The organism is Pseudomonas serbica, assembly GCF_028823535.1.
Classification (GTDB): domain Bacteria; phylum Pseudomonadota; class Gammaproteobacteria; order Pseudomonadales; family Pseudomonadaceae; genus Aquipseudomonas; species Aquipseudomonas serbica.
In genome coordinates, this window is sequence record NZ_JAQIYM010000007.1 from 179,056 (window position 1) to 204,871 (window position 25,816).

The following is a 25,816-nucleotide window of genomic DNA, read 5'->3' on the forward strand; positions in this document are numbered from 1 at the left end:
CATGAAAAACTTGATCAACCTGCCTTATGACGATGCGAGTTGCGGCTGGTATGCAGCGCTGCCCGCGCAACCGGCCTGCAAGCGCCTGTCCGGCGAGCAGCGCGCCGACTATGCCGTGATCGGCGCGGGCTTTGCCGGCCTGGCCGCGGCCCGCCGCCTGGCTGAGCATCATCCGCAAGCCCGTATTCTTCTGGTGGATGCGCAGCGGGTCGCCCATGGCGCTTCGGGGCGCAACTCGGGCTTTGTGATCGACCTGCCGCACAAGTTCGCGCTGGAGCATCCGGACCCCGCGCACAAACAGCGTTTGCTGTCGCTCAACCGCGCCGCGATTGCGCAACTGCAAGGCCTGGTGCAAAGCCGTGGGATCGATTGCCAATGGTCCCATGCCGGCAAGTACCAAGGCGCCGTCGGCGAACGCGGCCTGGCCTACCTGGATCATTTCGAACGACTGATGAGCGACCTTGGCGAACCGTTCCGCCGCGCCGATAGCGCAGAACTGGCCAAGGTGCTGGGCACCGGGCACTACCGCGGCGCCATCTACACCCCCGGCTGCTACCTGATGCAACCGGCGGCGCTGGTCACGGGCCTGGCCCGGACCTTGCCGGCCAATGTCGAGTTGCTGGAAGAATCACCGATCCAGCGCCTGGAGCGCGACGGCCGTGGCGGTTGGATCTTGCACGGCAGTGCAGGGCAGATCCGTACCCCGCAACTGCTGTTGGGCACGAGTATCTTCACCCAGGAGTTTGGCTACCTGCGCAACCGCCTGTTGCCGGTCATGACCTTTGCCAGCTGGACCCGCCCCTTGACCGATGCGGAACTGGCCACCTATGGCGGCCAACTGGACTGGGGGCTGACCCCGGCGGATCACGCCGGCACCACGGTACGCATGACCCAGGACCGTCGGCTGATCATTCGCAACACCTACAAGCACGTGCCCAAATACGGTCGCAGCACCAGCGATGGCATGCGTTCGAAAGTGCAGGACTCGCACCGCAAGGCTTTCCTGGCGCGCTTCCCGCAGCTGGCCGGGGTGCCTTTCAGCCATACGTGGGGTGGCGTCTACGCCATCTCGCGTAACTTCACCAACTTTTTCGGCGAGCTGGAAAACGGTGTCTACGCCTCGGCGTGCGACAACGGCGTCGGTGCTGCCTGGGGCACCATTTCCGGAACGATGCTGGCCGATCTCGCGGTGGGTGCCGACTCGGCGCAGCTCAACGATATTCGCGCGGTGACCGGGATGCCATCGCTCAATCCGCCGGAACCCTTTCTCGGCCTGGGCGTTCGCTCGCGCATTCGCCTGGCGGCCTGGAACAGCCGGAGTGAGTTATGAGCCGGACGAATGACGCCAAGCGTCGGGTACTGCGCATCGACCATCAGGACCTGGACTTTACCTTTCGCGGCGGCCCGCCAGGCGCCGCGTATGTGGCGCGCGCCATCAGCAACGAAGTATCGCCGAACATCGGCGTGGGTTTCGCCCGCTGGGAAGGTGCGCAAGTGGCCTGGACGGTGCTGTACGACGAGGTGATTTTCGTGATCGAAGGTTGTTTCGAATTGCGCGTTGGTGACGAGCTTTTTGAGGTCACGCCCGGGCAGTTGCTGTGGATACCCGAAGGCACCGAACTGATTTATGGCGGGCATGCGTTGTTCGGGTATGTGGTTCACCCCGGCAACTGGAAGCACATTCACGGCTTGGCTTGAAGCGCAAATTTCGGGGGATCGCACGGTGATAAGACTGACAAAAACCTTCGGTGCTCTTTATCTGGCCAGCCTGTTGATGCAGCTGGGATCGACATTGCTGATGACCTATCTGGCACTGCGCCTCAATGCGATGGGGGCGAGTGAAACGGCAGGGGGTGCGTTGATGGCCGCCAATGCCCTGGGGATGGTGCTGGGTGGCTGGGTCGGGCGCAGCCTGATCGCACAGGTCGGGCATATTCGAACCTATGCGGCCTGTGCCGGACTGATTGCGGCAGCGGTTCTGGCGCATGAGTTCAGCACGTCCCTGCCTTTCTGGCTGGTGCTGCGGGGGCTGGTCGGGCTGGCCATGATGTGCCAGCTGATGGTGCTGGAAAGCTGGCTCAACGACCAGGCCCGGACCGAGCAGCGCGGCAGCGTGCTGGCGTTGTACATGGTCGCCAGCTACGTCGGCATGATGCTCGGTCAGTTGGCCTTGAGTCTCGACGAGGGGTTGGGAATTCGTGCGCTGCTGGGTGTGGCGATGGTGTTTGCGCTGTGCTCGGTGCCGGTGGCGCTCACTCGCAGCGCCCATCCGACGGCGGTGCCCGCGGCTTCGATCGACCTGCGGTTGTTTCTGCGGCGCATTCCGCAGTCCCTGGTGACGATTCTGGTGTCCGGCATGATCAATGGCAGCTTCTACGGGCTGGCCGCGATCTATGCCAGCAAACAGGGACTGGAAACAGCACAGGTCGGCCAGCTCATGGCGTTGACCATCGGTGCCGGGCTGTTGGCGCAGTTGCCGTTGGGCTGGCTCTCGGATCGTCTGCCTCGTGCAAGTCTGATCCGCGCGGTGGCGGTCTTGCTGGTGCTCATCAGCCTGCCGCTGGGCTTCAATCAAGCGCCAACATTCGTGACTCTGCTGTGGTTCGGCTCGGCGATCGGCTTTCTGCAGTTCTGCCTCTATCCGTTGGGCGTGGCGTTGGCCAACGACAACATGGAGCCGCAACTGCGCGTTTCGCTGTCGGGCATGTTGTTGATCACCTTCGGTGTCGGTGCCTGCATCGGTCCGCTGATTGCGGGTCTGCTGATGGAGTTCTTCGGCACCTCAAGCTTCTACTTTTTCTATGCCGGCAGCGCCGCGTTGCTCGCACTGTGCGTAGGCCAGGCGAAAATCACGGGCAAGCACCTGCAAAAGGATGCGCCGCTGGATCATCCGGTGACGCCAAACGGGATTGCCAGCTCTAACCTGGTATCGGTGGTTGACCCCCTGGGTGAGTGCATCGACGGGCGTTAAGTGGAGGAGGGCGAGCCGGATTTATTGATGCGTTTTTCTCATGAGTCGGTGATTAAAAATGGTTTGAGCGATGGTCAGGTTTCAATCATCTTGGCGATACTGCCAAAAACAGAGTTAGACCGGAATTAATCTGAAGATATACAGCGCCCTGATGTCATTCGACATCAAGGGGGCAGTATCTTGCGGAATACTCTCTAAAACCCTTAAACAAAAACAAAAGGGGAAAACAATGCGTGCGCAATCAGGCATGTTAAAAGGCTTGAACCCGAATGTCACAGTCGCTTCGATAGTGGCGGTGATCTCATTTGTTCTGTTTTGTGCATTTAAAGATGAGCAGGCAGCCAAGGCTTTTGAAATGGCTTCGGTGTTTATCCTGCATAACTTTAAGTGGTATTACATCGCCCTGATCAGTGGCGTGCTCGGTTTGCTGCTGTATATCTCCGTCAGCCGTTTCGGCAATCTCAAACTGGGCACCGAGCACGATCGGCCCGAGTTCAGTTTCGCGTCATGGATTGCCATGCTGTTCAGTGCGGGCATGGGCATCGGCCTGATTTTCTGGTCCGTGGCCGAACCCATGCTGCATTATGCCGACAACCCGTTTTCCAAGGGCCTGACGGACGAGTCGGCCACCCTGGCGATGCGCATCACCTTGTTCCACTGGGGCCTGCATCCTTGGGCGATCTTCTCCATGATCGGCCTGAGCCTGGCCTACTTTGCCTACCGTAAAGGTTTGCCGCTGGCCCTGCGTTCGCTGCTTTACCCGCTGATTGGTGACCGAATCTACGGCTGGATCGGGCATGTTGTCGATATCATGGGTGTCGTCATCACGGCCTTTGGGGTCTCCCAATCGCTTGGCCTCGGCGTTGCGCAGATCAATACCGGGCTGCACCAGGTATTCGGTATTCCGGTCAGTATCGGGTTACAGTTATCTATCATTCTGGTTGTCAGTATCATTGCCTGCATTTCGCTACTTGCCGGGCTGTCAAAGGGTATGAAGCGCATCTCCACGCTTAACATGTACCTGTCATTTATTTTGATGTTGGCGGTACTGGCTATCGGTCCAACTCGTTACATCCTCAACTTGATGTTTGAATCCACCGGCGACTATGTACAAAACATCGTCGGCCTCAGCTTCTGGATGGACACGCAGAAAGACACCGAATGGCAAAACTGGTGGACGGCGTTCTACTGGCCGTGGTGGATGACCTGGGGGCCTTTTGTCGGTCTGTTCATCGCGCGCATTTCCAAAGGCCGGACCATCCGTGAACTGGTGATTGGCGCGCTGGTGGTGCCGACCCTGGTGACCATCCTGTGGATGTCGGTGTTCGGTGGCGCGGCGCTGAAAAATGAACAGCAGGATCGGCAGGCCTACCAGGCATCCGTTGCCAGCCAGGTTGTGGGTCAGGAACAACCGAAGTTCGAAGGCGGCACGGTGCTGCTTGCCACCAAGAAAGAAACCACGGCGGCGATGTTCACGCTGGTTCAGACACTTGATGGCCCTACTGTTGGCGCCGTTCTCTCGATACTGGTGTGTGTGTTGCTGGGTGTGCACTTTGTCACCACGGCAGATGCCGGAACCCAGGTGTTGTGCACTTTGTGTGCCCTGGGCAGCACCAATCCACCCAACTGGATCCGGTTGCTCTGGTGCATTCTGGAAGGTGCCATTGCCGCGGGCCTGTTGCTGGCAGGAGGGCTCAAGGCCATCCAGATGGCGAGTATCGCCGCCGGCTTGCCGATCGCCATGTTGCTGCTGGTGATGTCCTATACCCTGATCCATAGCTTGCGCAAGGAGATGCCGAGTGTGCCGGCCTGGACGCCTGCGCAGGAGCCTCAGCCGGAGCAAGCGCTTTCCAGGCAGGAAGGACGTGAAGCGCCATCGAACCTGGGTGCAAGCCCAGCCCTGACGGCAACGACCGCTTACTGAGCCTCGCCGAGGCAGCCATGAACCTGCCGAAACCGTCCGCTGACACAGCAGGCGGTTTCGCTTTCATGTCCACCCATCAAGTTTCGATCCCTCGATTCCTGCGCATTCTGTTAACAGTGTTTATCTGCCAAGGCGCTGTTTGGCCGCGGGGTAAAGCCCTAGCATCGTCTCTACCGACTGAACCCGGCCCACGGGTACGGAAGGTACCCCTACCTTTGACGAGACGGTGAACCCCATGAAAAAAATAGCGATTGTCCTTGCACTCAGTTGCATCGCTGCCCAGGCCTTTGCCGAAGAAAGCCAGGCCAAAACCGCGGCCAGCAAACCTCCGATCGAGACCTACACCTACGGTTCGAACCTGGACATCAAGAAGGTCATTTCCGTGTCCGATGTCGGGCCGGAGTGTGGTCCGGTTTCGGCGCAGATGACCTACGAGGATTCCCAGGGGCAGCGCCATGTCATGCAGTATCAGGTCCTGGGCAGCGGATGCTCGAACGGTTGAGTGCGGCGGTGGCGGTGGAGGGTCGACACTCCATCCTCAGAGGTTCCTGGTTTTTTTTGATGCACGGGCAATTTTGTCATCGGCAGCCAACAACCCGGGCAGGTAGTCCTTGAGAAACTCCACCCAGGTTTTTATTTTTGCATCGACGAATTTTCGTGAAGGGTAGATGGCGAACAGGTTCAACTCTTCAAAATGGTATTGCGGCAGTACCCGCACCAAAGTTCCTGCCTTGAGGCCGGCCACGGCGGAGGCAATCGGCTGGATGCCGATCCCCATGCCCCGGGTGATGGCGACTGTCATGGCGTCGGCAGTGTTCACGTGGAACGGTGACACCGGTGTGTTGACGGTCTCCACGCCTTCGGGGCCTTCGAACACCCAGTGCTCGGCCGGCATCACCGTGTTGACGATTCTCAGGCAATCATGGGCGCCAAGCGCACCCGGCGTGTCGGGTATTCCGCGTTTCTCAAGGTACGTCGGCGAGGCGCAAAGAATGCTGTAGGTGATCCCCAGCCGCTGGGCGACAAAGCCCGAGTCGGGCAGCTCCCGTGCGAGGATGATCGACATGTCGAAGCCTTCTTCCAGTAGATCCGGCAGTCGATTGGTCAGGGCCAGGTCAAACAGTACCGAGGGGTGTGACTCGCGGTATTTGGCAATGGCGTCGATCACGTAATGATTGCCGATGGCCGACATCGCATGAATCTTCAGGCGGCCCATGGGGGTGACCTGTGCGGTGCCTGCTTCCTCTTCCGCTTCACGCAGTTCTTCCAGGATTCTCTCGCAGCGCCGCAAATAGCGCGTACCGGCTTCGGTCAACGCCAGGCGCCGGGTCGTGCGGTTGATCAGGCGGGTTTGCAGCCGGGCCTCCAGGCTGGAGACCGCTTTGGAAACATGGGTCGTGGTGGTGTCCAGCAATTGCGCCGCCGCGGTAAAGCTGCCGCTCTGGGCGACGGCCATGAAAAACCGCATGCTCTGGAAAACATCCATCGTTGTCACCTCAAGCGCTCAACAAAAAAAAGGACGGCCCAGGACCGTCCCTGGTGGCCTGTTATTTCTTGCGCGGGATGAAGCCCGGTACACCGGTTTCCACGACCGAATTGAAGCGTATTCGCGTTGTGATCTCTTCGCGAATTTCCAGCATGGCCCGGTGGGGCAGGGTCGCGATATCAAAGTTTTCGCGGATATGGCTCAGTGTTGCCGAAGTGGTCAGGAACGCTGCACCTCGTTGAACAGCCCAGGCCAGCAAGACTTGGGCCGGGGTTCGTTGCAAATGCCGGGCGATCCCGGTAATCACCTCGTCGTCCAGTACGTTCGGTTCCATACCATGCCCCAGCGGGGCAAAGGCCAGGACGATGATCCCGTGTTCCTTGCAGTAGTCGAGCATTTCCCATTCCGGCAGGTACGGATGGGCTTCGACTTGCACCACGGCGGGTTTGATTCGCGCCACGGCGACGATCTCTTTCAGCGCCGGCAGGGTGATGTCCGACAGACCGATGGACTTGCAGCGACCTTCGTCCACCAGTTGCTCAAGGGCCCGCCAGGTGTCGATCAAGGTCACGCCGGAGTCGTAGAGGACGTGACCGAACGCGTCCCTCGGGTCCTGGTCGTCCCCGGCCTGAAAAGCGAAGGGCGTGTGGATCAGGTAGCAATCGATGTACTCCACCTGCAGCCGTCGGCAACTGGCGTCAAAGGCCGGCCGCACTCGCTCGGGACGGTGGTTGGTGTTCCACAGTTTGGTGGTGATGAACAGCTCTTCGCGCCTTGCCTTGCCCGCGTCCATGAAGGCTTGCAGGGCAACGCCGACGCTCTCTTCGTTGCGATAACGCTCGGCACAATCGAAATGGCGGAACCCGGTTTCCAGGGCGTGGGTGATTGCCTGGGTGGTGACGCTCAGGTCTTTGAACAGGGTTCCGAAGCCCACGGCAGGCATCTTCCCCGTACCGTGATTGAGGGCAAATCGGGTATCGCGAAGTTCATCGTGAAAAGCTTCGTAAGACATGTCACTACTCCAATAACCGAGGCCGCAGCCTCTACTGATACGAACGTCGTGCTGTTTCGCGGCTGGCAACCTGTTGCTCGAACACGCCGACGGAGTTGCCGCCGAGGGCTACAAACAGTTGCACGGTGTCGAGGTACTGCGCCGTCTTGACGCGGACCTGGCCCAGCAGCGCCTGTTGGTAGGCGCGCTCGGCTTCCAGCACCTGGAGGATGCCGTTCTCGCCTTGGGCGAAGGCTTGCCGGTTCAGGCGCAAACTGCTGTCGGCCGCTTGCAGGGCATCCTCCTGGGCGCGATACGCCTGCGCGTCATGGTTGATCGCTTGCAGGGTGTCGGCGACCTGGCCGAACGAACTGATGACAGTCTGCTGATAGCCCGCGAGTGTCGCGTTGTAACCCTCGACGGCGGCCTGGCGTTCAGCCTTGAGGGTTCCGCCGTTGAAGATCGGCCCGGCGATCCCCGCCGCGAAGCCCCAGAGCGCCGCGCCACCATTGCCCGACGCGGCCTGCACCAGGTTGGCGGACAAGGTCACCCGAGGATAGAGATTGGCGGTCGCCACGCCGACTGCGGCGCTGGCGATGTGCAACTCAGCCTCGGCCTGGCGTACGTCCGGCCGGTCGTGGGCCATTTCCGAAGGCAGGCTGACCGGCACGTTCGACGGCAAGGCAAATTCATCAAGGTGAAAGTCCGGCGCGATCCAGTCAGCCGGGCCTTTGCCGGTCAGGATCGACAGCGCATGGCGAGCCGCATCCCGTTGCTGCGCCAAGGGCGGTAGCAGCGTGCGGTCCTGGGCCAGCCGGGTTTCGGCCAGCGACACGTCGATCTGCGTGGTGGTGCCGTTGACATGGGCCGCGCGCACCAGTTCGAGGTTGCGGACGTCGTTGTCCAGCAAGGTCTCCACGGCCTGCATCTGGGCATTGGCAGACGCCATCAGCAATGCCTGGCTGGCCACCTCGCCGGTAAGGGTCAGGTAGGCCGCTTCGTAACGATGGGTTTGCAGATCGGTAAAGGCTTGCTGCTGTTCGATCAGCCGTTTGTTGCCACCGAAGACATCCAGGTCGAAACCGACCCGTGGCCCGATCGCATAGAAGTTGGTGATCGAGGGTTCCTTGGCGTTGTGCACGCGTTGGCGACCTGCTGTAGCACCGAAGTCGACCTGCGGATACAGCGCACCTTGCGCCGCGGCCACCGATTGCGCCGCCTGGCGGATCGTCGCGTCGGCGGCGACCAATTCCAGGTTGCCGTCGATGGCACGGCGCATCACCTGATCGAGCTTGGGCGAGCCAAGGGCGGACCACCATTGCCCGCGGACTTTGTTGCCCAGGGCAATACGCTGCGAACCGCCCTGGCCAAGACGCTGTTCGGCCTGTTGATCGTAATGCTGTGACGGGCTCGCCGTCGGGGTCTCGAAGTCGGGGCCGACAGTGCAGGCCGAAAGCAAGACCAGCGCCGCCAGTGTCGTGAGTTTCGTTGGCAACAGATGACTGGATTTCATGATGCAGACTCCACGAAAACTTAGTTGGCGGTTACGGGTTTGCGAAGAAAGACCACCAGCGGGCTGACCACCAGCATCGCCACCAGCAAGAGCTTGAACTGGTCGACGACAGCGATGAATGCGGCCTGGTGGGTGATCATGTGGTTCAGCCCTTCAAGTGCCGGCAAGGGCATCGACGCCGTGCCGAAATGGGCGGCGGCGCGATACGGCGTCACGTTGCTGGCCAGCGCCAGGTGCATCGCCTGGGTATTGTTGAAAAAGAAAATCTGCACGATCGCCACGCCGAGGGTGCTGCCGTAGACACGCGACAGGTTGAACAGGCCGGTACCTTCCGGGCGCAGCGCGGGGTCCAGGGTGCTGAACGCCACCTTGGTGAGCGCCGGCATCAACAGGCCGATGCCGATGCCCTGGATGGCGCCGGCAACGGCTACCGGCGACCAGTCCATCAATGGGGAGAACCCGAGCATCAGCCAGTTGGCATAGATCACCAGCGCCACGCCTGCCGCCACGAACAGTCGACGGTCGAAACGCTCTGGAACACGCCCCATCAGCAGGAACGCGCCGACCAGGCCAATGCCCCGTGGAATGGTCAGGGCGCCTGTGGTGTCAGGCGGGTAACCGAGAATCTCATCGAGCATCGGCGAGGTCAGCGCCATGGTCGACAGCAGCACGAATCCCACGGCGAAAAAGATGAGGGTCGACAGCACGAAATTGCGATCGCTGAACAAGCGCTTGTTGAGGAAATGCACCTGGGTGGTCAACCGGTGCACCATGAACACATACAAACCCAGACCGCAGGCCAGTGCCTCGACCCAGATTTCCGGCGAGTCGAACCAGTCCAGGCGTTCACCACGGTCGAGCAGCATCTGCAGGCTGATCAAGCCCAGGGTGAAGCTGCCGAAGCCGAAGAAGTCGAAAGACGGCGCCTTAACGGCTTTTTTCTCGGCCAGCAAAAGGGCCACGACCAGGAAGATGTACGCCGATAACGGCAGGCTGATGTAGAAGATCGGTCGCCAGTCGAAGTGCTCGGCGATCCAGCCGCCGATGCTCGGGCCGCTGACGATGCCCAGGAGCACGATGGCGGTCCAGCTCGCGCCGAATTTCAGGCGCTTCTCGGGTGCCAGCGTGTCCATGGCAATCGCCATCGACAGGGGCGCCAGCATGCCACTGGCCAGGCCCTGGATGATCCGTGCGCCGATGAACTGAAGCGGCGTCGTGGCCACTGTCGCGAGCAACAAGCCGAGGACGAAAAAGGCCAGCGCGGCCTGATAGATGCACTTTAAGCCAAAGCGTGCGGCGAGCCACTGGGCTATGAGCATGGTAATGGCGCTGGCCGCGAGGTACGCGGTGAAAATCCAGCCGGCCTGGTCGTCGGTCATCGACAGGCTGCCTTGAATCAGCCGCAGTACCGCGTTCGGCAGCGGCAGGTTGGCCGACTGCATGTAAGTCGCGAGCAGCACCGCCAACCTGAGCGAGCGCGCACCACCCGGGTCCGGGGTTAACTGTGCATGGGCGCTCATCAGAAGTTACCTGCGGTCAGCAGCGACTTGAGCGGGTGCCACCATGGCGTGCGATGCCCGGTATCGACCTTGACCGTGGCGCTGGTGCCGGAAAACAGCGGCAGGGCAGGGTCCGCGTCATCCAGTTCGAGGCGAACCGGTACCCGCTGCACCACCTTCACCCAATTGCCGGTGGCGTTTTCCGGTGGCAGCAGGGCAAAGTCCGACCCGGCGCCGGGGCTCATGCTGGTCACGTGGGCCTTGAACACGCGACCTGGGTAGGTGTCGATGCTGATGGTCGCTTCCTGGCCCGCACGCATATGCGTGACCTGGGTTTCCCGGAAGTTGGCCTCGACCCAGGTCTCGTGATCGGAAATCAACGCAAAGGCCGGCGCGCCGTTGTTGAGGTAGTTGCCCACCTGCAGATCGTCGACCTTGGCGACAATGCCGTCGGCGGGCGCATAGACCGTGGCGTAGGACAAGTACAGCTGCGCTTCGTCGAGCTGCGCCCTGGCCTCGCGCACCGCAGGGTGACTGTCGGCCTCGATGTTCGGGTTGCCGTCCAAGGCCACGACGGTGCTGGCGATCTGTTGTTCGATGGAGGCGATGCGTTGCCGGGAGATCTTCAGGTCGGTTTCCGCGCGCTCATAAAGGGCCCGGGACACGAACTCGGTGGCGACCAAGGCTTTCTTGCGGGCAAATTCCTTCTGGTCGAAGTCCGCCGACGCTTTCGCCGATTGCAGTTCAGCCTGCTGCTGACGGTAGCTGGCCTTGAGCCCATCGATACGCAGCCGCGCAACATTCAGCTGCGCCTCGGCACGCTCGATTGCAATCTGCAAGGGCTTGGGGTCGAGGCGAAACAGCACCTGGCCCTTGCTGACCTTTTGATTGTCCTCGACCGCAATCTCTACGACCTGCCCGGAAATCCGCGCATTGACCGAGGCCTTGGCCACCCGGGCGTAGGCATTGTCGGTGGTGACGAAGGGCTCGCCCGCCACGTAGTACGCATAACCTGCGGCGGCGAAGAGGGCAGGCAGCCCCACCATCAGCCAGGGCCGCAGTTTTTCCTTCAGGTTTTTTTTGATCGGAGATTGGGCCTCATGGGCCTGCGCAGCCGTGATGTCGATGGGTTGAGTCATGATCGAATGCACCTTTAACCGGGAAGGCGGGCCTGCAGTTTTCGCCTGGCGCCGACGTCAATGAATGTTGTGGAAAAGCAAACCCGCAGGCGGTTGGGAGGATCGCTCCGGCGCCTCTGTTTCGTCGCTGCAACACCCGGTTCGAGCTTCGCTTGAACAAACATGGATCAAGGAATTTGTGGTTCCTTATTTTTGTGCGATGGTGTAAAAATATCCCCTCATCCACCTTCCTGCAAGGATTTTGTACGACATGGCACAAAATAAAGTGACAGAGGGTAAAGGTCGCGGCCGGCCCCGTGCATACGACCCGCAGACAGCATTGCAACAAGCGCTTGGTGTGTTCTGGAGCACCGGCTATTCCGGCGCCTCCCTGGACAGCATCGCCACGGCGGCCGGAATGAATCGCCCCAGTCTCTATGCGGCCTTCGGTGACAAACACGCCCTGTACATCAAGGCGCTCGAACAGTACTGGGAGTTTGCCGCTGCCGACATGCACGCGGCGCTGACCGCTAGCGACCTGACCTTGCGCCAGGCCCTGATGCGCTTTTATGAAGGGCAGTTGTCGATCTACTTCTCGGGCGACGGCCAGCCACGCGGCTGTTTCGCGATTGGCACGGCAACGACCGAGGCCGTCGAGGATCCGCAGATTCGTGAGGTGCTGGGCGATCGCTTGAGCCGCCTGGATGCCGATCTGGAGGCGCGTCTGCGCGCTGCCATGGAAGCTGGCGAATTGAAAAGCGATGTCGATGCCGGGGCGCTGGCCGTACTCGCGTCGTCCCTGTTGCACAGCATTTCGATCCGGGCACGGGCGGGCAAGTCACGTGCAGAGCTGACGACGCTCGCTGAAAATGCGGTCGGTGTGATCTGCGGTGGGTGAGGGGCTCGACGACATATTGGCGCAGCAACTGGGCGTGGTTTTTTGCGGCATCAACCCAGGCGTGACGGCCGCGGCCCAAGGGCACCATTTTGCCGGTCGCGGCAATCGCTTCTGGCGCACCCTGCACCTCGCCGGTTTTACGTCACAGCAACTGTTGCCGGAGCGAGACAGGTCAATCCTCGACTATCGGTGCGGGTTGACGGCCGTGGTCGAGCGGCCGACGGCGCGGGCAGATCAGTTGTCAGCCCATGAGTTTGCCGCGGCCGCAGCGGCATTCGAACGCAAGATCGGCAGCTATGCGCCACGTTTCGTGGCATTTCTCGGCAAGGCGGCGTACTGCGCCTTATCCGCTCAGCGCGACGTTGCCTGGGGCCCTCAGTCGAAAACCTTCGGCAATGCCGCGGTCTGGGTCCTGCCCAACCCCAGCGGGCGAAATCGCGCCTTCAGCCTTGAGCAACTGGTAGAGGCGTACCGCCAATTATGCGTGGCAGCGGGCGGGCGCCCGCTCTAGCGCGGGGGCGCCAGAGAAGAACGCGGGTGCAGTCAGGAGCATTAAGTTACCTCCACGTTGAAGCGACCAACGTAACGCTCGACGGCATCGTCATTGCATTCTTTTAATTGTACGACGCGTGTTTGACAGTGTTTTTTCGCGAGCTGACAGCACGCATAGTCACTTGCTGTGTCTGGCCAGTGACTTCGACTTGATGCGTCGTTTATTTGACGTTATTCGGCCGAGTTTTATATTTCTATTTATTATTGTGACGTGCTATTGACGTACTGGCTATCTGCTTATAGGCTCCATTTAGCCTGATTCAGATTCTTCAACCGACCAATTGCAAACCCTCAGCGCAGGGAGGCGGTTATATGCGGACGACAGTTTTCATTAAGTTGATGGTGTTATTTGCAACCGTAAATGGGGTAGCCATTGCCAGCGCGCATGCGACCAATTTGCCTTTGGAAATTAGTCGCATAAGTACCGCTTGCGAGGGTGCACGAGCTCTGGCGGTCGACGCTTCGACCACGGGCGGCACCGCCGCGAAGACGAATACTGGCAAAGACCATGGTGGCTCTTCGCTCGAGGCCACAATTGCCCAACTTCCCAGCTCTAATAATGGATCCAAGTCGGGAGCGAACGCTTCCGTCAATACTTCAGCGTGCGACGGTTTAATGACGGAAGTTGCCAAGGCGCAGTTCGTCATCGGGCCAGTCCAGGACAAGGGACTGACTGGAGAATCGGCGTTCCACGACACTCAACCCAATGCCCTGCCTGTGTCTGCGGTTGTATGGTTATTCTCTTCCGCACTATTGGGCTTCATCGTCGTAGCCAATCGACGCAAGATCTAGGAATGACTTTTCGAGACAGTTTTTTCTTGCAAGTGTTACAGCTTTAAAGAGGACGCTGATTGTAACGGTTGATCCTCATTAGATGTGCTAACCAGGCGGAGGAATCCAGATGCTGCGTTTACTGCTACCTGCACTGTGTGCGCTGGCTATTTTGCCCAGCGTGGCCCGTGCCGCCGAAGAAGATCTCTATCTCCTGAACTCTGGAGACAAGGTTGAAGTGTCCATTTGGGGCGAGCCAACGGAGAAAATAGAGCGCGTAGATGTGCTGCCCAATGGCTACATAACGCTGAAGTTGGCAGGGCCGGTCAAGGTCAAAGGGCTTGATACGGCTCAAGCGGAAACAATAATCACTAAAAAACTCATAAAATATTATCCTGACCCAGTAGTCAGCGTTGTTGTCACCGAAGCCAAGGGCAATGTCGTCTATGTCCAGGGCAAAGTACTCAAGCCTGGCAAGGTGCAGCTGACCGGTGATACCAATGTACTGCAACTATTGAGTGAGACCGGTCCGCTCGACAAGTTCGCGGACAAGGACGATATCAAGGTCTTGCGCCGCGAAGGGAAAAGACAGAAAGTCATGCCCGTCGATTACAGTGCTCTGATTTCCGGACGTGACTTGTCCACTAACTACGAACTTAAGGCCGGCGATACGCTGGTCGTTCCCTGACATTGCGCGATGCATTAAGGATTAACTTGCGTTCATTGCAAACAACCGGAGTGGTGATGGCAATATTGACTTTGCCATGTTCCGGCATGACCTACGCCGGCACCTGGCAGTCGGCAGTTGCGCTGCCCATGACAGTCGAGCACGACAGCAATCCATTGCTCTTGACGGCTGACGAAAAAGCGGTGACTCGAACGATCATTGCCCCCGATTACACGCTGCTGGGTAATTTTGATCGGGATCAGTGGACGTTCGGCCTCGGTGTCAATGTCGAGCGCTCGTCCGATACCGACGTCGTGTCCAATCGAGAAGATCCGAGGCTGTCGTTTGGCTGGCAGCGCGAGACTGAACAGGGTAGTTACGGGCTCACGGCGAGGTACATCGAGAGCTCGACGCTCTCCACTGAAGTCCAGGAGACCGGTGTAACAGACTCGACCGATGGCACGCAAAAGCTCTCGAACATCGGCGGTAACTGGCGAAGCGCGGTGACCGAGCGCAGCACCCTGGTCAACGAGATCGACCTCACCCATGTCGAATACGACACCGACACGCTGACCAACTACGATGAGCTCACCAACCGTTTCAGCTGGCTTTATCAATGGAATGAGCGAACTGAACTGTTCACCCGTTTCGAAGCGACGCGCTATGAGCCTAAGGACGACAACACCACCATTGGCTCCTCGAACAGCTACACCCCGGTGGTCGGCGTGAACTACCAGATCTCCGAGCGGTTTACGGGATCGGTGTACGGCGGCGTCAACGAGGTTTCCAACAGCAACAGTGGCCCCACCGGCCAGGGTGGTATGAGCCTGCGTTACGCCGGCGAACGTGTCGAGTCCAACGTCGAAGCCAGTCGCAGCACGATCGCCAACGGCGAGAACGGCTTGGTCGAATCCGATGAGCTACGGGGTAACTTGAGTTATTTGCTCGACGAAACCAGTCGTGTCGGTGTTGATGGCTCCTGGCAAAAAACCAAAGGGGAGGCGGCCAGTACCTTTCGCACATACGGCGCCTATGTGAGTCGGGAACTCTCGCCTTTTTGGCTTGCACGCCTATCCTTCACCTACAAAGAGCGCGAGCGAGACGGCTTGCCGGATGCCGATGCCAACATCATAGGGATGACCTTGATCTATAGTCACCCCGACTTCTGACCTTCAGCAGCGTGGTATTTATGTCCTCTGAATACGAAATGTCGGTCAACGACTACATTGCAGTAATCAAGCACCGGGCCTTGCTGTTGATTGTGACGGTGGTCGTGATAATCGGGGCGGCTATATTGGTGGCGACGTCCATGCCACCGATCTATCAGTCGTCCGGGACTATCCTGGTCGAGTCGCAGCAGATATCGCCGGACCTGGTGGCGGGGAACAACAATACCTTTGCTGACGAGCGCATCGAGGTCATCCGCCAACGCGTGATGACCCGCGAGCATCTGGAAGCGATCATCAACAAGTACAATCTTTTCGAAACGGGCAGCCGGCGGCTGACCCTGACCGAAAAGATCGAAGAAATGCGCAATGCGATTTCGGTCGCCCTGGTCAGTGCGGCGGTCAAGGGGCGAGGCGAAGTGACGATTGCCTTTCGCCTTGCCTTCGAACATCGCGAACCGCAAGTCGCGAATGAAGTGGCCAAGGAACTGGTGACGCTGTTCCTCAACGAGAACATCAAGCAGCGCACCGAGCGCGCCAGTGAAACCACCGAGTTCCTGACCCAGGAAGCGAACAAGCTGCGCACCGAGCTGGAAGTGCTGGAGAACAAGCTGGCGGACTTCAAGCAGGCGCACGGCAACGCGCTGCCCGAGCATCAGGAACTGCGCATGAACATGTTGTCGCGCTCTGAACTCGAACTCAAGGACATTGACCGCGACTACAAGGCAGCCAATGAGGAGTTGCGCTTCCAGGACCTGGAGCTGTCGGCGGCCCATGCCGGTCTGCCAATCAAGGCGGGCACGGCGGGTGCGGTCGCAGAACCGGTGCAGGACCTGGCCAGCCTCAAGGCCGAGTACGCCCGGCTGCAGACGATGTATACCGAAGCTCATCCGGATGTACGGGCGGTTAAACGCAAGATTGCCGCCATGCAGGCAACCCAGGGCCGCGGCAGTTCCGTCACGCCGGTCAGCCTGGACGTGGCCAGGGTCCAGGCGCGCATCGCCGCCTCGGAACAGCGCATGCGTTCGCTGGCCACGCAGAAGCAGGAATTGCTCAACAAGATCGCGACCCTGGAGAGCCAGATTCTTGAGGCGCCGCAAGTGGAGCGTGGCCTGGTCACGCTGATGCGCGACCATGAAAACGCACGCAAGAAATACGAGGAAATTCGCACCAAGGAAATGAGTGCGAAGATTACCGAAAGCCTGGAGCAGGAAAACAAGGCAGAACGTTTTGTGCTGCTCGAAGCGCCGCTGATGCCGGAAAAACCAGTGCGGCCGAACCGCAAGAAAGTCGTGGCCCTGGGCTTTGTCCTCGCGCCGGTAGGGGCGGGTGCGCTGGTGATGCTGCTGGAGATGCTGAGCCAGCGGGTACGCGGTGTCGACGCGCTGACCAGTGTGCTGGGTAGACGCGTACTGGTTGCCATTCCCTACATTCATACCCAGGCGGAACTGGCTCGTCGCAAACAGTGGCGAACGATACTGGTGCTCTGTTGCGTCGTGATGATCGTGGTCTCGCTGGTGCTCCTGCACTTCTTCTACATGCCATTGGATCTGCTGATGTTCAAGGCTCTGGCGCGGTTCGAATAAGGAATATTGCGATGGAAATTATTAAGCCACCTCTGGGAAAAGGCGAACAGCCACCCTCGTCAGGCCTGGTGATCTCATCATCCGGACAGCCTGCACCGCTCAATGCGCTCAGTTACGTACAAACCAAGGTTGTGCCGTTGCGAGCAGAGCACCTGGAGCGCCATCGCATTGTCGCCTACAACAAGAACTCGAACATGGGCTGGGCGTTCGACCTGTTGCGTACCCAGGTCCTCAAGGCCATGGAGGAAAATGGCTGGCGCACGCTCGCCATTACCTCGCCGACGCCGGAGGCGGGCAAGTCGGTGCTGGCGATCAACCTGGCCATGAGTATCGCGCATCACACGACCAAGACGGCGTTGCTGGTGGATTTCGATTTACGTTGTCCCAAGGTGGGTAGCTATCTGGGGCTGCCGATGGACAAATCCCTCAATGAATTGCTGAACAACGAAGCGGAGCTGCAGGAGGTGCTGGTCAATCCGACCTTGCCGCGCTTTGTGGTCCTGCCGACGCGCGAACCGGTCCCGCTGTCCACCGAGGTGCTGTCGTCGCCGGCGGTGGGGGAGTTGATCATGGATTTGCGCGATCGCTACAGCTCTCGCATCGTGATCTTTGACTTGCCGCCAGTGTTGAGTTCGGACGATGTGATTACCATCCTGCCCAAGTTCGACTGCGTGTTGCTGGTGGTCGCCAACGGCATGAACACCAAGAAAGAGATCGAGGAAAGCCTGCATCACCTGGGCAGGGCCAACCTGATCGGCACGGTGTTGAACAAGTCCGGGCCGGCGAAACGTCCTTACTGATGCTCTGTTGGTCTGGGTTGTCGGACCGCCGCTGAAGGCGGCCTGACAGCCGACCCATCTCCCACGGCTGCACCCGATCCACTGTAGGCGCTGGCTTTCCAGCGAAGGCGGCCTGACAGCCGACCTGGATGTGGTGGACCGGGTACATATCCATTGCTGCGGTAACGGCCACTTAGGGTTTCGCCCTTACGGCGACTCACTTTTTTTTCAAACGCCAAAAAAAAGTAAGCAAAAAAAGGCTCGCCCCAGCGTCCGGCCCCTCGCTAGGGCTCGGCGTTCCTTCGCTTCGGCATTCATCCGGGGGCATCGCCTCCGGTCGGCTTCGCTTCGACCTCCTCTCGATGTGTGCGGCTTCGCCGCACGGCGCTACGCGCCCACCCCCGGATGAACGCCTCCACTCAGCCTCCCGAAGGGGCGGGTAGATCAAGATCAAGATCAAGATCAAGATCAAGCGCTGCAGGCGAGCACTGCCATACCCGATCCACTGTAGGAGCTGGCTTGCCAGCGAAAGCGTCCTCAAAACCGACCATCTCCCACGGCCATACCCGATCCACTGTAGGAGCTGGCTTTCCAGCGAAAGCGTCCTCAAAGCCGACCCATCTCCCACGGCCAAACCCGATCCACTGTAGGCGCTGGCTTGTCAGCGAAGGCGGCCTGCCAGCCGACCTGGATGTGGTGGGCCGAGTGCATATCCATTGCTGCGGTAACGGCCACTTAGGGTTTCGCCCTTACGGCGACTCACTTTTTTTTCAAACGCCAAAAAAAAGTAAGCAAAAAAAGGCTCGCCCCAGCGTCCGGCCCCTCGCTAGGGCTCGGCGTTCCTTCGCTCCGGCATTCATCCGGGGGCATCGCCTCCGGTCGGCTTCGCTTCGACCTCCTCTCGATGTGTGCGGCTTCGCCGCACGGCGCTACGCGCCCACCCCCGGATGAACGCCTCCACTCAGCCTTCCGAAGGGGCGGGTAGATCAAGATCAAGATCAAGCGCTGCAGGCGAGCTAACGCTCGGCCTGATGAGTGGTTAAAGGCGGGTGTTTGCAGGTTTGCATTCAGTGCCAGGGGTACTTCTTCTCCCACTCCCACGCGTGCGTCACGATCTGTTCCAGTGTGTTGTACTGCGGTTGCCAGCCCAGCAGGCTGTTGGCCCTTCGGGCATCCGCCACCAGCCTTGGCGGGTCGCCTGCGCGGCGTGCTGCTTCGCTGATGTAGATGTCCCGGCCGGTCACGCGGCGGGCCGTGTCGATCACTTGCTGCACTGAGAAGCCTTGGCCATTGCCGAGGTTGAAGGCTGTGCTGGTTCCCCCCGCCAATAAATAGTCCACGGCCAGCGCGTGAGCGGCCACCAGGTCGCTAACGTGGACGTAATCGCGAATACAGGTACCGTCCGGCGTGTCGTAGTCAAAGCCATAGACGGTGATGGTTTTGCGCCGGCCGGAGGCCGCCTGCAGGATCAGCGGCAGCAGATGGGTCTCAGGTTCATGGCGTTCGCCCAACTGCCCCTCGGGGTCTGCACCGGCGGCGTTGAAGTAGCGCAGGCAAACCGACTTGAGCCCGTAGGCGCGGTCGAAATCTTCCAGCACCTGCTCCACCATCCACTTGCTGCGACCGTAGGGGTTGATCGCGGCCTTGGGGTGCGCTTCATCGATCGGCACATATTTCGGGTCGCCATAGACGGCGGCGGTCGAGGAAAAGATGAAGTGCTTGACCCCGGCGCGGACCATAGCCTTGAGCAGCGTCAGGGTGGCCGCCAGGTTGTTCTGGTAATACTTGGCCGGTTCAGTGACGGATTCGCCCACCTGGATGAAGGACGCGAAGTGGAACACGGCATCGAAGCGGTGGGTGCCGAACAGGGCGTCCAGCGCCTGGGCGTCGGCGATGTCGAGTTCGATCAGGGTCCCGCCCAACACCGCGCTGCGATACCCCGTTGAAAAGTTGTCCGCCACCACCAGTTCATGCCCCGCGCCCAGGAGCTGCTTGACCATGTGCGAACCGATGTAGCCTGCGCCGCCAATTACCAGGAATTTCATGCAGCTCTCCTTGATATCGTCGCGGTGTCAGCGGTGGGGGCCTGACCCGTCCTTTAAAAGTCCTCTGCTGTCACTTGAGACTGTCACTCGCTTGCGATGCTTTTTTCAGGAACAACCAATTGGACGCCTGCAGGCCGTCGAACTTGATCGTGTAGCGGCCATCCAGGTAAGTGGCGGGCAGTTTTCCAGGTTGTCCTCCGGGCCCGCCCTGGGTGTACAGGGTCAGGCCCGCTGGGGCCTGGAGGGTCAGCGTGCCCTCGAGGGGCTCGACGTAAAAAGGCGTCCTGTCGTCGGCCTTGGGGATGGCCCGGGAGCCTAGAGAGATCAGCAGGTCCGCAGACTTGCCGACGGGTGCGTCGTTCAGGCTTTGCACCACCACGCTGGCGTAGGGGGTTTTGATCTGCACCTGGATATTGCCCAGCTTGATCGATCTGCCGCCAATCCAGCCGGTTGCCGCCTGGGTGCGGGGCGTATCGATGGTGTAGATGCCTTGTTTCCAATTGCGCTTTAGCTCGCCGGTGTCCGTGGTGGCCTCGGTGGCCGTGGCGTCCAGTAGTGACTTCGCCGGGTCATGAAACACCTGCGCGTTACTGGCGATGTTCCCCGGTTGCAACCAGGGCAGTTGCGGCGTCTGCGGCATGGCGATCTGCAGCTTGCCTTTTTCCATGGCGGTACGCAGCAGCGCCGAGTTGTCCGGTGTGATGCGCTGGTTGAACAAAGTCTCTGGCGTCGGCGCGAAGACATAGGTGGTCTTCGCTTCGTGAACGTCAGCACGACGATAAAGCAAGGCCGCGGCGGGCAGGGTAGCCAGCATGGCCGGGTCGTTGTAGGCGTGCCAGTTGCCCGCCGACATCCCTTGCTCGGTGAGTTGCTCCTGGCTATAGGCATATTGCATCAGCGCGTCCCAGCCCTGATGACTGGCCGTGCCGGCTACATAGAGTGGCAGCGAGTGGCGGTCGGCGATCGGGAAGGGTTCGTTGTTCCATTCCGTCACGGTCAGGGGTTTGCCGACGACCTGGCCGGCACCCATCCAGTCCACCAGGTTGGCGCTGGTCAGCGGGTTTTTCTCCAGCGACCCCGGCCCACCGTAGATATGCACGTCGACCACGTCTCCGGCGGTCAGGGCGGGCAGGGCGCTCAGGCCGTTGCCGCCCCAGGTGCTGGTGGTGGCAATCGGCACTTTGACGCCGATCTCGCGCAAGGAATCGATCATGTCTACGTTGAAACGCTGTTCCAGGTCGTTGAGGAACAGCTTGGCGGGGCCTGGCTCCCAGGATCGCCAGGTCTTGTCTTCCGACAGGTTGTACTGTTTGGCAAAGGCCTTGGCCGCTTTCAAGTACAGCTCGGTGTGCCGGCGCACTGGTTTGTCGGGCAACAGGGCGTTGCCATAGTGTTGGGTGATGTCGTTTTCGTTGGTGATCAGGACGGCGGCAATCGCCGGATCGTCTTTGTAGGCAAGGCCGGTATAGCTGTTCACATGGCTCAGGTAATCCTTGGCAAAGCGTTTCATGGCCTGCTGGATCGTGACGTTTACGTAGGCATAGCCCTTGAGGTCGGCGATGCCATACTGGCTCTTGGGCAATTCATCGAAGGCAAAGATGTTGTCATTCGGCCAGAGGGCTCGTTCGACGTGCATGTCGAGCCAGACATAGATGCCTTCGTCCTTCAGGCTCTTGATCCACAAATCGAGCTTCTTCAGCGATTCTGCGTTCAGGTGCTGGGTATCATGCACTTGCCTGCCGTCTCCGAAGATGTTGGGGAGGACCCACGGCGAGTCATGGTGATGCAGTCGCACCAGGTTGAAACCCAGGGCCGAGAGGCGCTTGGCCTGCAGCTTGATCGCATCATCCTCCGTGCGGAACAGCGTGTAGGCCGACAGGTTGGTGCCCCAGAAGCGTGCCGGGGTGTTGTCGGCAAACAGCAGTTGCTCGCCCACAGCCTTGACGAAGCCGCGCTTGCCTGCGGGCTTTTCCTGGGCGTTGAGAAAGGACAGGTCGACCGGTGCGGTTTTCCATTGCAGCCTGTCGCTCGGCCAGGTCTTCGGGTCTGCGATACCGAAGCGCTCGGCGGCGGTTGGCGCCAGCGCTACATCGCCGGACACGCTGAACGTGGCCTTGAAGCTTTCCCGACCCGGTTTGATCCGATCCTTGTAGAGGAACGCCCGCACCTGGGCGCGATCGCCCGGTTCGAAATACACTTTCGCCAGCGCCGGCTCGAAGCGCATCTCGATACGCCGCCCCTGGGCATTGCCCCAGGTCCAGCCACGGTTGTCAGGCAGCAACACCGGCACGCCCATTTCTTCGGCAAGGGCCGGGTCGAAGTTGAAGACGATGCCGCCACCCATGACGTTCGACTTCATGCTGTGGGCATTGAGGACCAGGTCGATGCTCAGCGTCTGCTCGTCTTCCTTGCGGATTTGCCCGGTCGCGTCGAAATCCAGCCTCTGGCTCTTGCCTTCCATGGCATAGACATAGGGCGAGATCACCTTGAGCGAAGGGGTGAAATCCGCCCAGTCCCAGTTACCTCCCCAAAAGACGAATTGGGAGGCGACGGCAGGACTGCCGCCGCGCGTGACCTGGGGCAGGCCGCTGCGTTCATCCACGCTGACGGCCCACTCCGCCGCCCGGGTGCTGAAGGGCCAGATCACAACCAACAAGAACAACACTGACAGCAGAGGCATGCGGTGAAAAAAACACGTCATGAGCGTTACCAGGTCTGTAGGAGGGTACTCTTGTTGCTTGCAATCTCGGCGCGCTTGAGCTTGCGCGCCATCTGAGCATAGGACACACCCAGTCCGGCTACCGACCAATACACCACGGGGATTACCGTGATACTGCTGACGGTGATGATGGTTATCAGGATCCCGGCCAGGGTCGCCAGCAGTGCACGGCCCAGTCGGCGCGCCTCATCGTCCTTGTTAGGGTACGAACGCATCGCCTTGCGGATACCGAGCGCAATGGTGGCGAAAAAACCCACGAACAGCGTCAGCCCGATCACGCCCATTTGCAGGGCGATGGCGACATAGGTGTTGACGATGTCGATGATGCCCTGGCCTTGGGTCAGTGCCTGCATCTCAGGGGTGCTGCGGTAATCGAAGGAACCCAGCCACAGGTTGCGCTGGATGACGATCATCGAGTTTTCGATCAGGCGGTGGCGGTACGTGATGTTCTCTGTTTCCACCGAACCGATGAAGGGCAGCAGATCGAGGACTTTCTGCCCGCCGGGCAGGATGGCCAGCAACGGCAGGGCGAGCACGGCGGCGATCCCGAGCAGCATCAGGCGCTTGACCGCATACCGGCCGGTGCCGATGAACATGATGATCATGACCGCGGCACCGATCCACGGCCCGCGCGACAGCGGGGCAAACAGGCCCCCGGCGAGCAGGAGGGCGCCGAGCCGGCGCTGCATTTTGCTGCGCACGCCTTCCTGCAGGAACAGGTAAAAGCCGATGGCCACGGCAATGACATAGCCCAGCGCAATAGCCTGGCCCGTGGTGACGCTGGCGCGCAGCGAGCCGCCACGGCTGAGATAGCTGGAGATTTCCCATTGCATGCCCATGGCGTCGGTCAGCGCGTTGTACAGCAGCCATCGGCGGGTAAATTCGAAGAGACCGATCAGCGACATCACCATGGCGGCGAGCAGAAAGCCCAACATCGCGTCCTTGAACTCGCTGACATTCTTCAGGGCCCGACTGGCGACGTAGTAAGGCAGGAAAACGTCGACGAACAGGTAGAGCGACTGACGCAAGGTATCTGTGGGCGTGGTCTGGCGCAGGAACAGCGCAGCCGTCAGAAGCAGATAGGCCAACAGGAGTTTGTCCGCCAGGGTGCGCCCGAAGGGCAGTGTGTCCGACCGCCTGCGCAACGCGAGAAAAGCCGGGAGCAACACACACAGGATCAATAGCCGCACATGGTTCAGGTCAAACAGATAGTTGACCACGCCGAAACCGGGAATCTGCGCCGTGGCGGGAGGAATGAGAAACAGCAGGAAGAAAAACAACGCCAGGGGATTGCGCTCACGCTGCCGCGTGAGCGTCAGGATGACGGCGGTAACGGCCGCGTACACCCAGAAGCTGTGGGAAAAAAATGCCAGCAGCGTCAGTGCAAACCAGAGATTGCGTCGACGGGTGAAATCACTGTGAGGGATCAGGTCTGCCGCCGGTCGCCGTGCAAAAGCGAAGACGATACCGGCAAGGACCAGGATGACGACTAACGCGCGAAAGTGCTCAGGCATGGGCTACCGATTTATTTGATGAGTGAGCGATGGCTAATGGCTAGTGCTTTGCCTAATAGCGACTATAGTACCTTTCGAGTCATCCAATACCGGGGATTTGATGTTATGCCTTCAGTTCACATATCGCCATCGTTTGGCCTTCGTCGCAAAGCGATATCTGCTGGGGCATGGAACCTGGGAGCACTGGTCACTTCGCAGTTGATCCGCCTGGGTGGCAACCTGGTAATGACCCGTCTGCTGATGCCGGAAATGTTCGGCATCATCGCCATCGCCACCACTGTTTTGTTCGTCCTGCACCTGCTTTCCGACGTGGGGTTGCGGCAGAACATCCTGCAGAGCCCACGGGGCGACGATCCGGAGTTTCTCAATACCCTGTGGACCGTGCAGATCGTGCGCGGTTTTGTGCTGTTCGCCCTGACGCTGTTTCTCGCCGCCGCGGCCTGGTATTCGCAAGCCATCGATTTCTGGTCGCACAACTCCACCTACGCCTCACCGCAATTGCCGGCAGTGTTGGCCTGGACTGGCCTTACCGCGATCATCTACGGGTTCCAGTCGACAAAAGTCGACCTGGCCGTTCGCGCTTTCCAGCAAAAGAAAGTGGTGATCGCCGAGTTCGCTTCCCAGGTCGTCGGCCTGCTGGCGATGCTGGTCATCGGTTATTTCACCCATTCCATCTGGTCGCTGGTGGCTGCCGGGCTGATCACGGCGCTGGTCAGCACGCTGCTTGGGCACTACTGGTTCGAGGGGCCGTCCAACAGCCTGCGCTGGGAACGCGCCGCGCTCGACGAACTGGTGGTCTTCGGTCGCTGGATCCTCCTGTCTTCCGCCGTGGGCGTGCTCTCCATGCAAGGCGACCGGATCATTTTCGGTGGCAGCATGACAGTCACCGAAATGGGCGTGTATTCCATTGCCGTGCTGATCCTTGGCGCGGTCCAGACCGGTGTGCTGAAAGTGGTCGGGGCCGTGGCCCTGCCGGCCTTCGGCGAGGCCGCGAGAACCAATGATTTCGATCGTCTGCGCCAGTTGTACTTCAAGTTCAAGATGCTGGTCGACGTTGCGCTGCTGTTTCTGTGCGGGCTGTTCTGGGTCACCAGTCCACTGATCATAAGCATCTTGTACGATGAGCGTTACCACGAAGCTGGCAAGATGATGGCCATCCTGTCGACCTCTTTTTTCATGATGCGCTACATCGTGGCCAATCAGATCTGGATTGCCCTGGGGCTTACCAAGTACCAGGCCATCGACAACATCATTCGTGTCGTTTCGCTATGGGTGCTGGTGCCGCTGTTACTGGCTTTGGGTGGGGTCGAGTACGCGCTCTGGGGCGTCGCACTGCATACGTTGCCGACCTTGATACTGGTCGTGTATGTCAATCGTCGCGTGGGTATCCTCGATATCAAGCGCGAGCTGATCGTGTTGCCTATGCTGGTGGTAGGGGCCTTGTGTGGCGAGTTGGTACTGGTCGCTTTCAGCTGGCTTTTCGGTTGAGCCGGCTGGCCAGGTTTTCCTGATGTTGTTGCGCCCTTGAAATCTCGGAAGCTATCTCGATCCCATGGAGCCATGAGTGATGAGTGAACGCGTGTCGAATACCTCTGTCATCAGTCGCAGAGGACTCAT

At 59.9% G+C, this 25,816-nt stretch carries 21 protein-coding genes; 13 read left to right on the forward strand and 8 right to left on the reverse strand.

Going from position 1 to position 25,816, the window contains the following annotated elements; genetic code table 11:
• The first annotated feature begins 1 nt into the window (after position 1).
• The 5 genes from NQL71_RS13335 (at position 2) to NQL71_RS13355 (ending at position 5,397) form a co-directional block, all read left to right on the forward strand.
• The gene (locus NQL71_RS13335; RefSeq protein ID WP_046816335.1) at positions 2–1,330 is read left to right on the forward strand and encodes an NAD(P)/FAD-dependent oxidoreductase; all 1,329 of its coding nucleotides are present in this window, start codon (positions 2–4) and stop codon (positions 1,328–1,330) included.
• Positions 1,327–1,698, forward strand: coding sequence for a EutQ-related cupin domain-containing protein (locus NQL71_RS13340; RefSeq protein ID WP_166619951.1), 372 nt, complete (start codon positions 1,327–1,329; stop codon positions 1,696–1,698). Before NQL71_RS13335 ends, NQL71_RS13340 begins: the two co-directional genes overlap by 4 nt.
• Before the next feature lie 25 nt (positions 1,699–1,723).
• Positions 1,724–2,971: an MFS transporter gene (locus NQL71_RS13345; RefSeq protein ID WP_179092128.1), complete on the forward strand. Its 1,248-nt coding sequence runs from the start codon at positions 1,724–1,726 to the stop codon at positions 2,969–2,971.
• 229 nt (positions 2,972–3,200) lie between these two features.
• Positions 3,201–4,895 carry a BCCT family transporter gene (locus tag NQL71_RS13350; protein ID WP_274642774.1) on the forward strand — a complete coding sequence of 565 codons (1,695 nt, stop codon included), beginning with the start codon at positions 3,201–3,203 and terminating at the stop codon, positions 4,893–4,895.
• Between the two features lie 235 nt (positions 4,896–5,130).
• A complete protein-coding gene (locus NQL71_RS13355) occupies positions 5,131–5,397 on the forward strand; it encodes a DUF2790 domain-containing protein (RefSeq protein ID WP_274642775.1) in 267 nt (88 codons plus the stop codon).
• A 36-nt stretch (positions 5,398–5,433) separates the two neighbouring features.
• Here the strand turns inward: NQL71_RS13355 and NQL71_RS13360 are convergent, their stop codons facing one another.
• The 5 genes from NQL71_RS13360 to NQL71_RS13380 form a co-directional block, all read right to left on the reverse strand.
• A complete protein-coding gene (locus NQL71_RS13360) occupies positions 5,434–6,381 on the reverse strand; it encodes a LysR family transcriptional regulator (protein ID WP_274642776.1) in 948 nt (315 codons plus the stop codon).
• 61 nt (positions 6,382–6,442) lie between these two features.
• The gene (locus NQL71_RS13365; protein WP_274642777.1) at positions 6,443–7,393 is read right to left on the reverse strand and encodes an aldo/keto reductase; all 951 of its coding nucleotides are present in this window, start codon (positions 7,391–7,393) and stop codon (positions 6,443–6,445) included.
• Between the two features lie 31 nt (positions 7,394–7,424).
• Complete coding sequence (locus NQL71_RS13370; protein WP_274642778.1) at positions 7,425–8,885, reverse strand: efflux transporter outer membrane subunit; 1,461 nt, start codon at positions 8,883–8,885, stop codon at positions 7,425–7,427.
• 20 nt (positions 8,886–8,905) lie between these two features.
• Positions 8,906–10,405: a DHA2 family efflux MFS transporter permease subunit gene (locus NQL71_RS13375; protein WP_274642779.1), complete on the reverse strand. Its 1,500-nt coding sequence runs from the start codon at positions 10,403–10,405 to the stop codon at positions 8,906–8,908.
• Entirely contained in the window at positions 10,405–11,523 is a 1,119-nt protein-coding gene (locus tag NQL71_RS13380; RefSeq protein ID WP_077183010.1) for an HlyD family secretion protein, read from the reverse strand. Before NQL71_RS13380 ends, NQL71_RS13375 begins: the two co-directional genes overlap by 1 nt.
• Positions 11,524–11,773: 250 nt before the next feature.
• On the opposite strand from NQL71_RS13380, the gene NQL71_RS13385 reads away from it, so the two are divergent.
• The 7 genes from NQL71_RS13385 to NQL71_RS13415 all read left to right on the forward strand — a co-directional run bounded on the left by NQL71_RS13385 (position 11,774) and on the right by NQL71_RS13415 (position 17,942).
• Complete coding sequence (locus NQL71_RS13385) at positions 11,774–12,400, forward strand: TetR/AcrR family transcriptional regulator (protein ID WP_077183011.1); 627 nt, start codon at positions 11,774–11,776, stop codon at positions 12,398–12,400.
• Positions 12,393–12,911 (forward strand): G/U mismatch-specific DNA glycosylase, encoded by a 519-nt coding sequence (mug, locus tag NQL71_RS13390; protein WP_274642780.1) that lies wholly within the window; start codon positions 12,393–12,395, stop codon positions 12,909–12,911. The genes NQL71_RS13385 and mug overlap by 8 nt, the downstream gene beginning before the upstream one ends.
• Before the next feature lie 353 nt (positions 12,912–13,264).
• The gene (locus NQL71_RS13395; protein WP_077183013.1) at positions 13,265–13,744 is read left to right on the forward strand and encodes a hypothetical protein; all 480 of its coding nucleotides are present in this window, start codon (positions 13,265–13,267) and stop codon (positions 13,742–13,744) included.
• 109 nt (positions 13,745–13,853) lie between these two features.
• A complete protein-coding gene (locus tag NQL71_RS13400; RefSeq protein WP_046816342.1) occupies positions 13,854–14,411 on the forward strand; it encodes a polysaccharide biosynthesis/export family protein in 558 nt (185 codons plus the stop codon).
• A gap of 56 nt (positions 14,412–14,467) precedes the next feature.
• The gene (locus tag NQL71_RS13405; protein ID WP_046816343.1) at positions 14,468–15,559 is read left to right on the forward strand and encodes a hypothetical protein; all 1,092 of its coding nucleotides are present in this window, start codon (positions 14,468–14,470) and stop codon (positions 15,557–15,559) included.
• A gap of 20 nt (positions 15,560–15,579) precedes the next feature.
• Complete coding sequence (locus tag NQL71_RS13410; protein ID WP_077183014.1) at positions 15,580–17,142, forward strand: GumC family protein; 1,563 nt, start codon at positions 15,580–15,582, stop codon at positions 17,140–17,142.
• A gap of 11 nt (positions 17,143–17,153) precedes the next feature.
• Positions 17,154–17,942, forward strand: a complete 789-nt coding sequence (locus tag NQL71_RS13415; RefSeq protein ID WP_046816345.1) for a CpsD/CapB family tyrosine-protein kinase — start codon at positions 17,154–17,156, stop codon at positions 17,940–17,942.
• A 1,046-nt stretch (positions 17,943–18,988) separates the two neighbouring features.
• Here the strand turns inward: NQL71_RS13415 and galE are convergent.
• From galE to NQL71_RS13430, 3 genes are all read right to left on the reverse strand, one after another.
• Entirely contained in the window at positions 18,989–19,966 is a 978-nt protein-coding gene (galE, locus tag NQL71_RS13420) for a UDP-glucose 4-epimerase GalE (protein ID WP_274642781.1), read from the reverse strand.
• Between the two features lie 70 nt (positions 19,967–20,036).
• Entirely contained in the window at positions 20,037–22,667 is a 2,631-nt protein-coding gene (locus NQL71_RS13425; protein ID WP_274642782.1) for a glycoside hydrolase family protein, read from the reverse strand.
• Positions 22,668–22,672: 5 nt separating this feature from the next.
• The gene (locus NQL71_RS13430; RefSeq protein ID WP_077183016.1) at positions 22,673–24,199 is read right to left on the reverse strand and encodes an O-antigen ligase family protein; all 1,527 of its coding nucleotides are present in this window, start codon (positions 24,197–24,199) and stop codon (positions 22,673–22,675) included.
• Between the two features lie 105 nt (positions 24,200–24,304).
• On the opposite strand from NQL71_RS13430, the gene NQL71_RS13435 reads away from it, so the two are divergent.
• Positions 24,305–25,687, forward strand: coding sequence for an oligosaccharide flippase family protein (locus NQL71_RS13435; protein ID WP_077183017.1), 1,383 nt, complete (start codon positions 24,305–24,307; stop codon positions 25,685–25,687).
• Positions 25,688–25,816 lie beyond the last annotated feature (129 nt).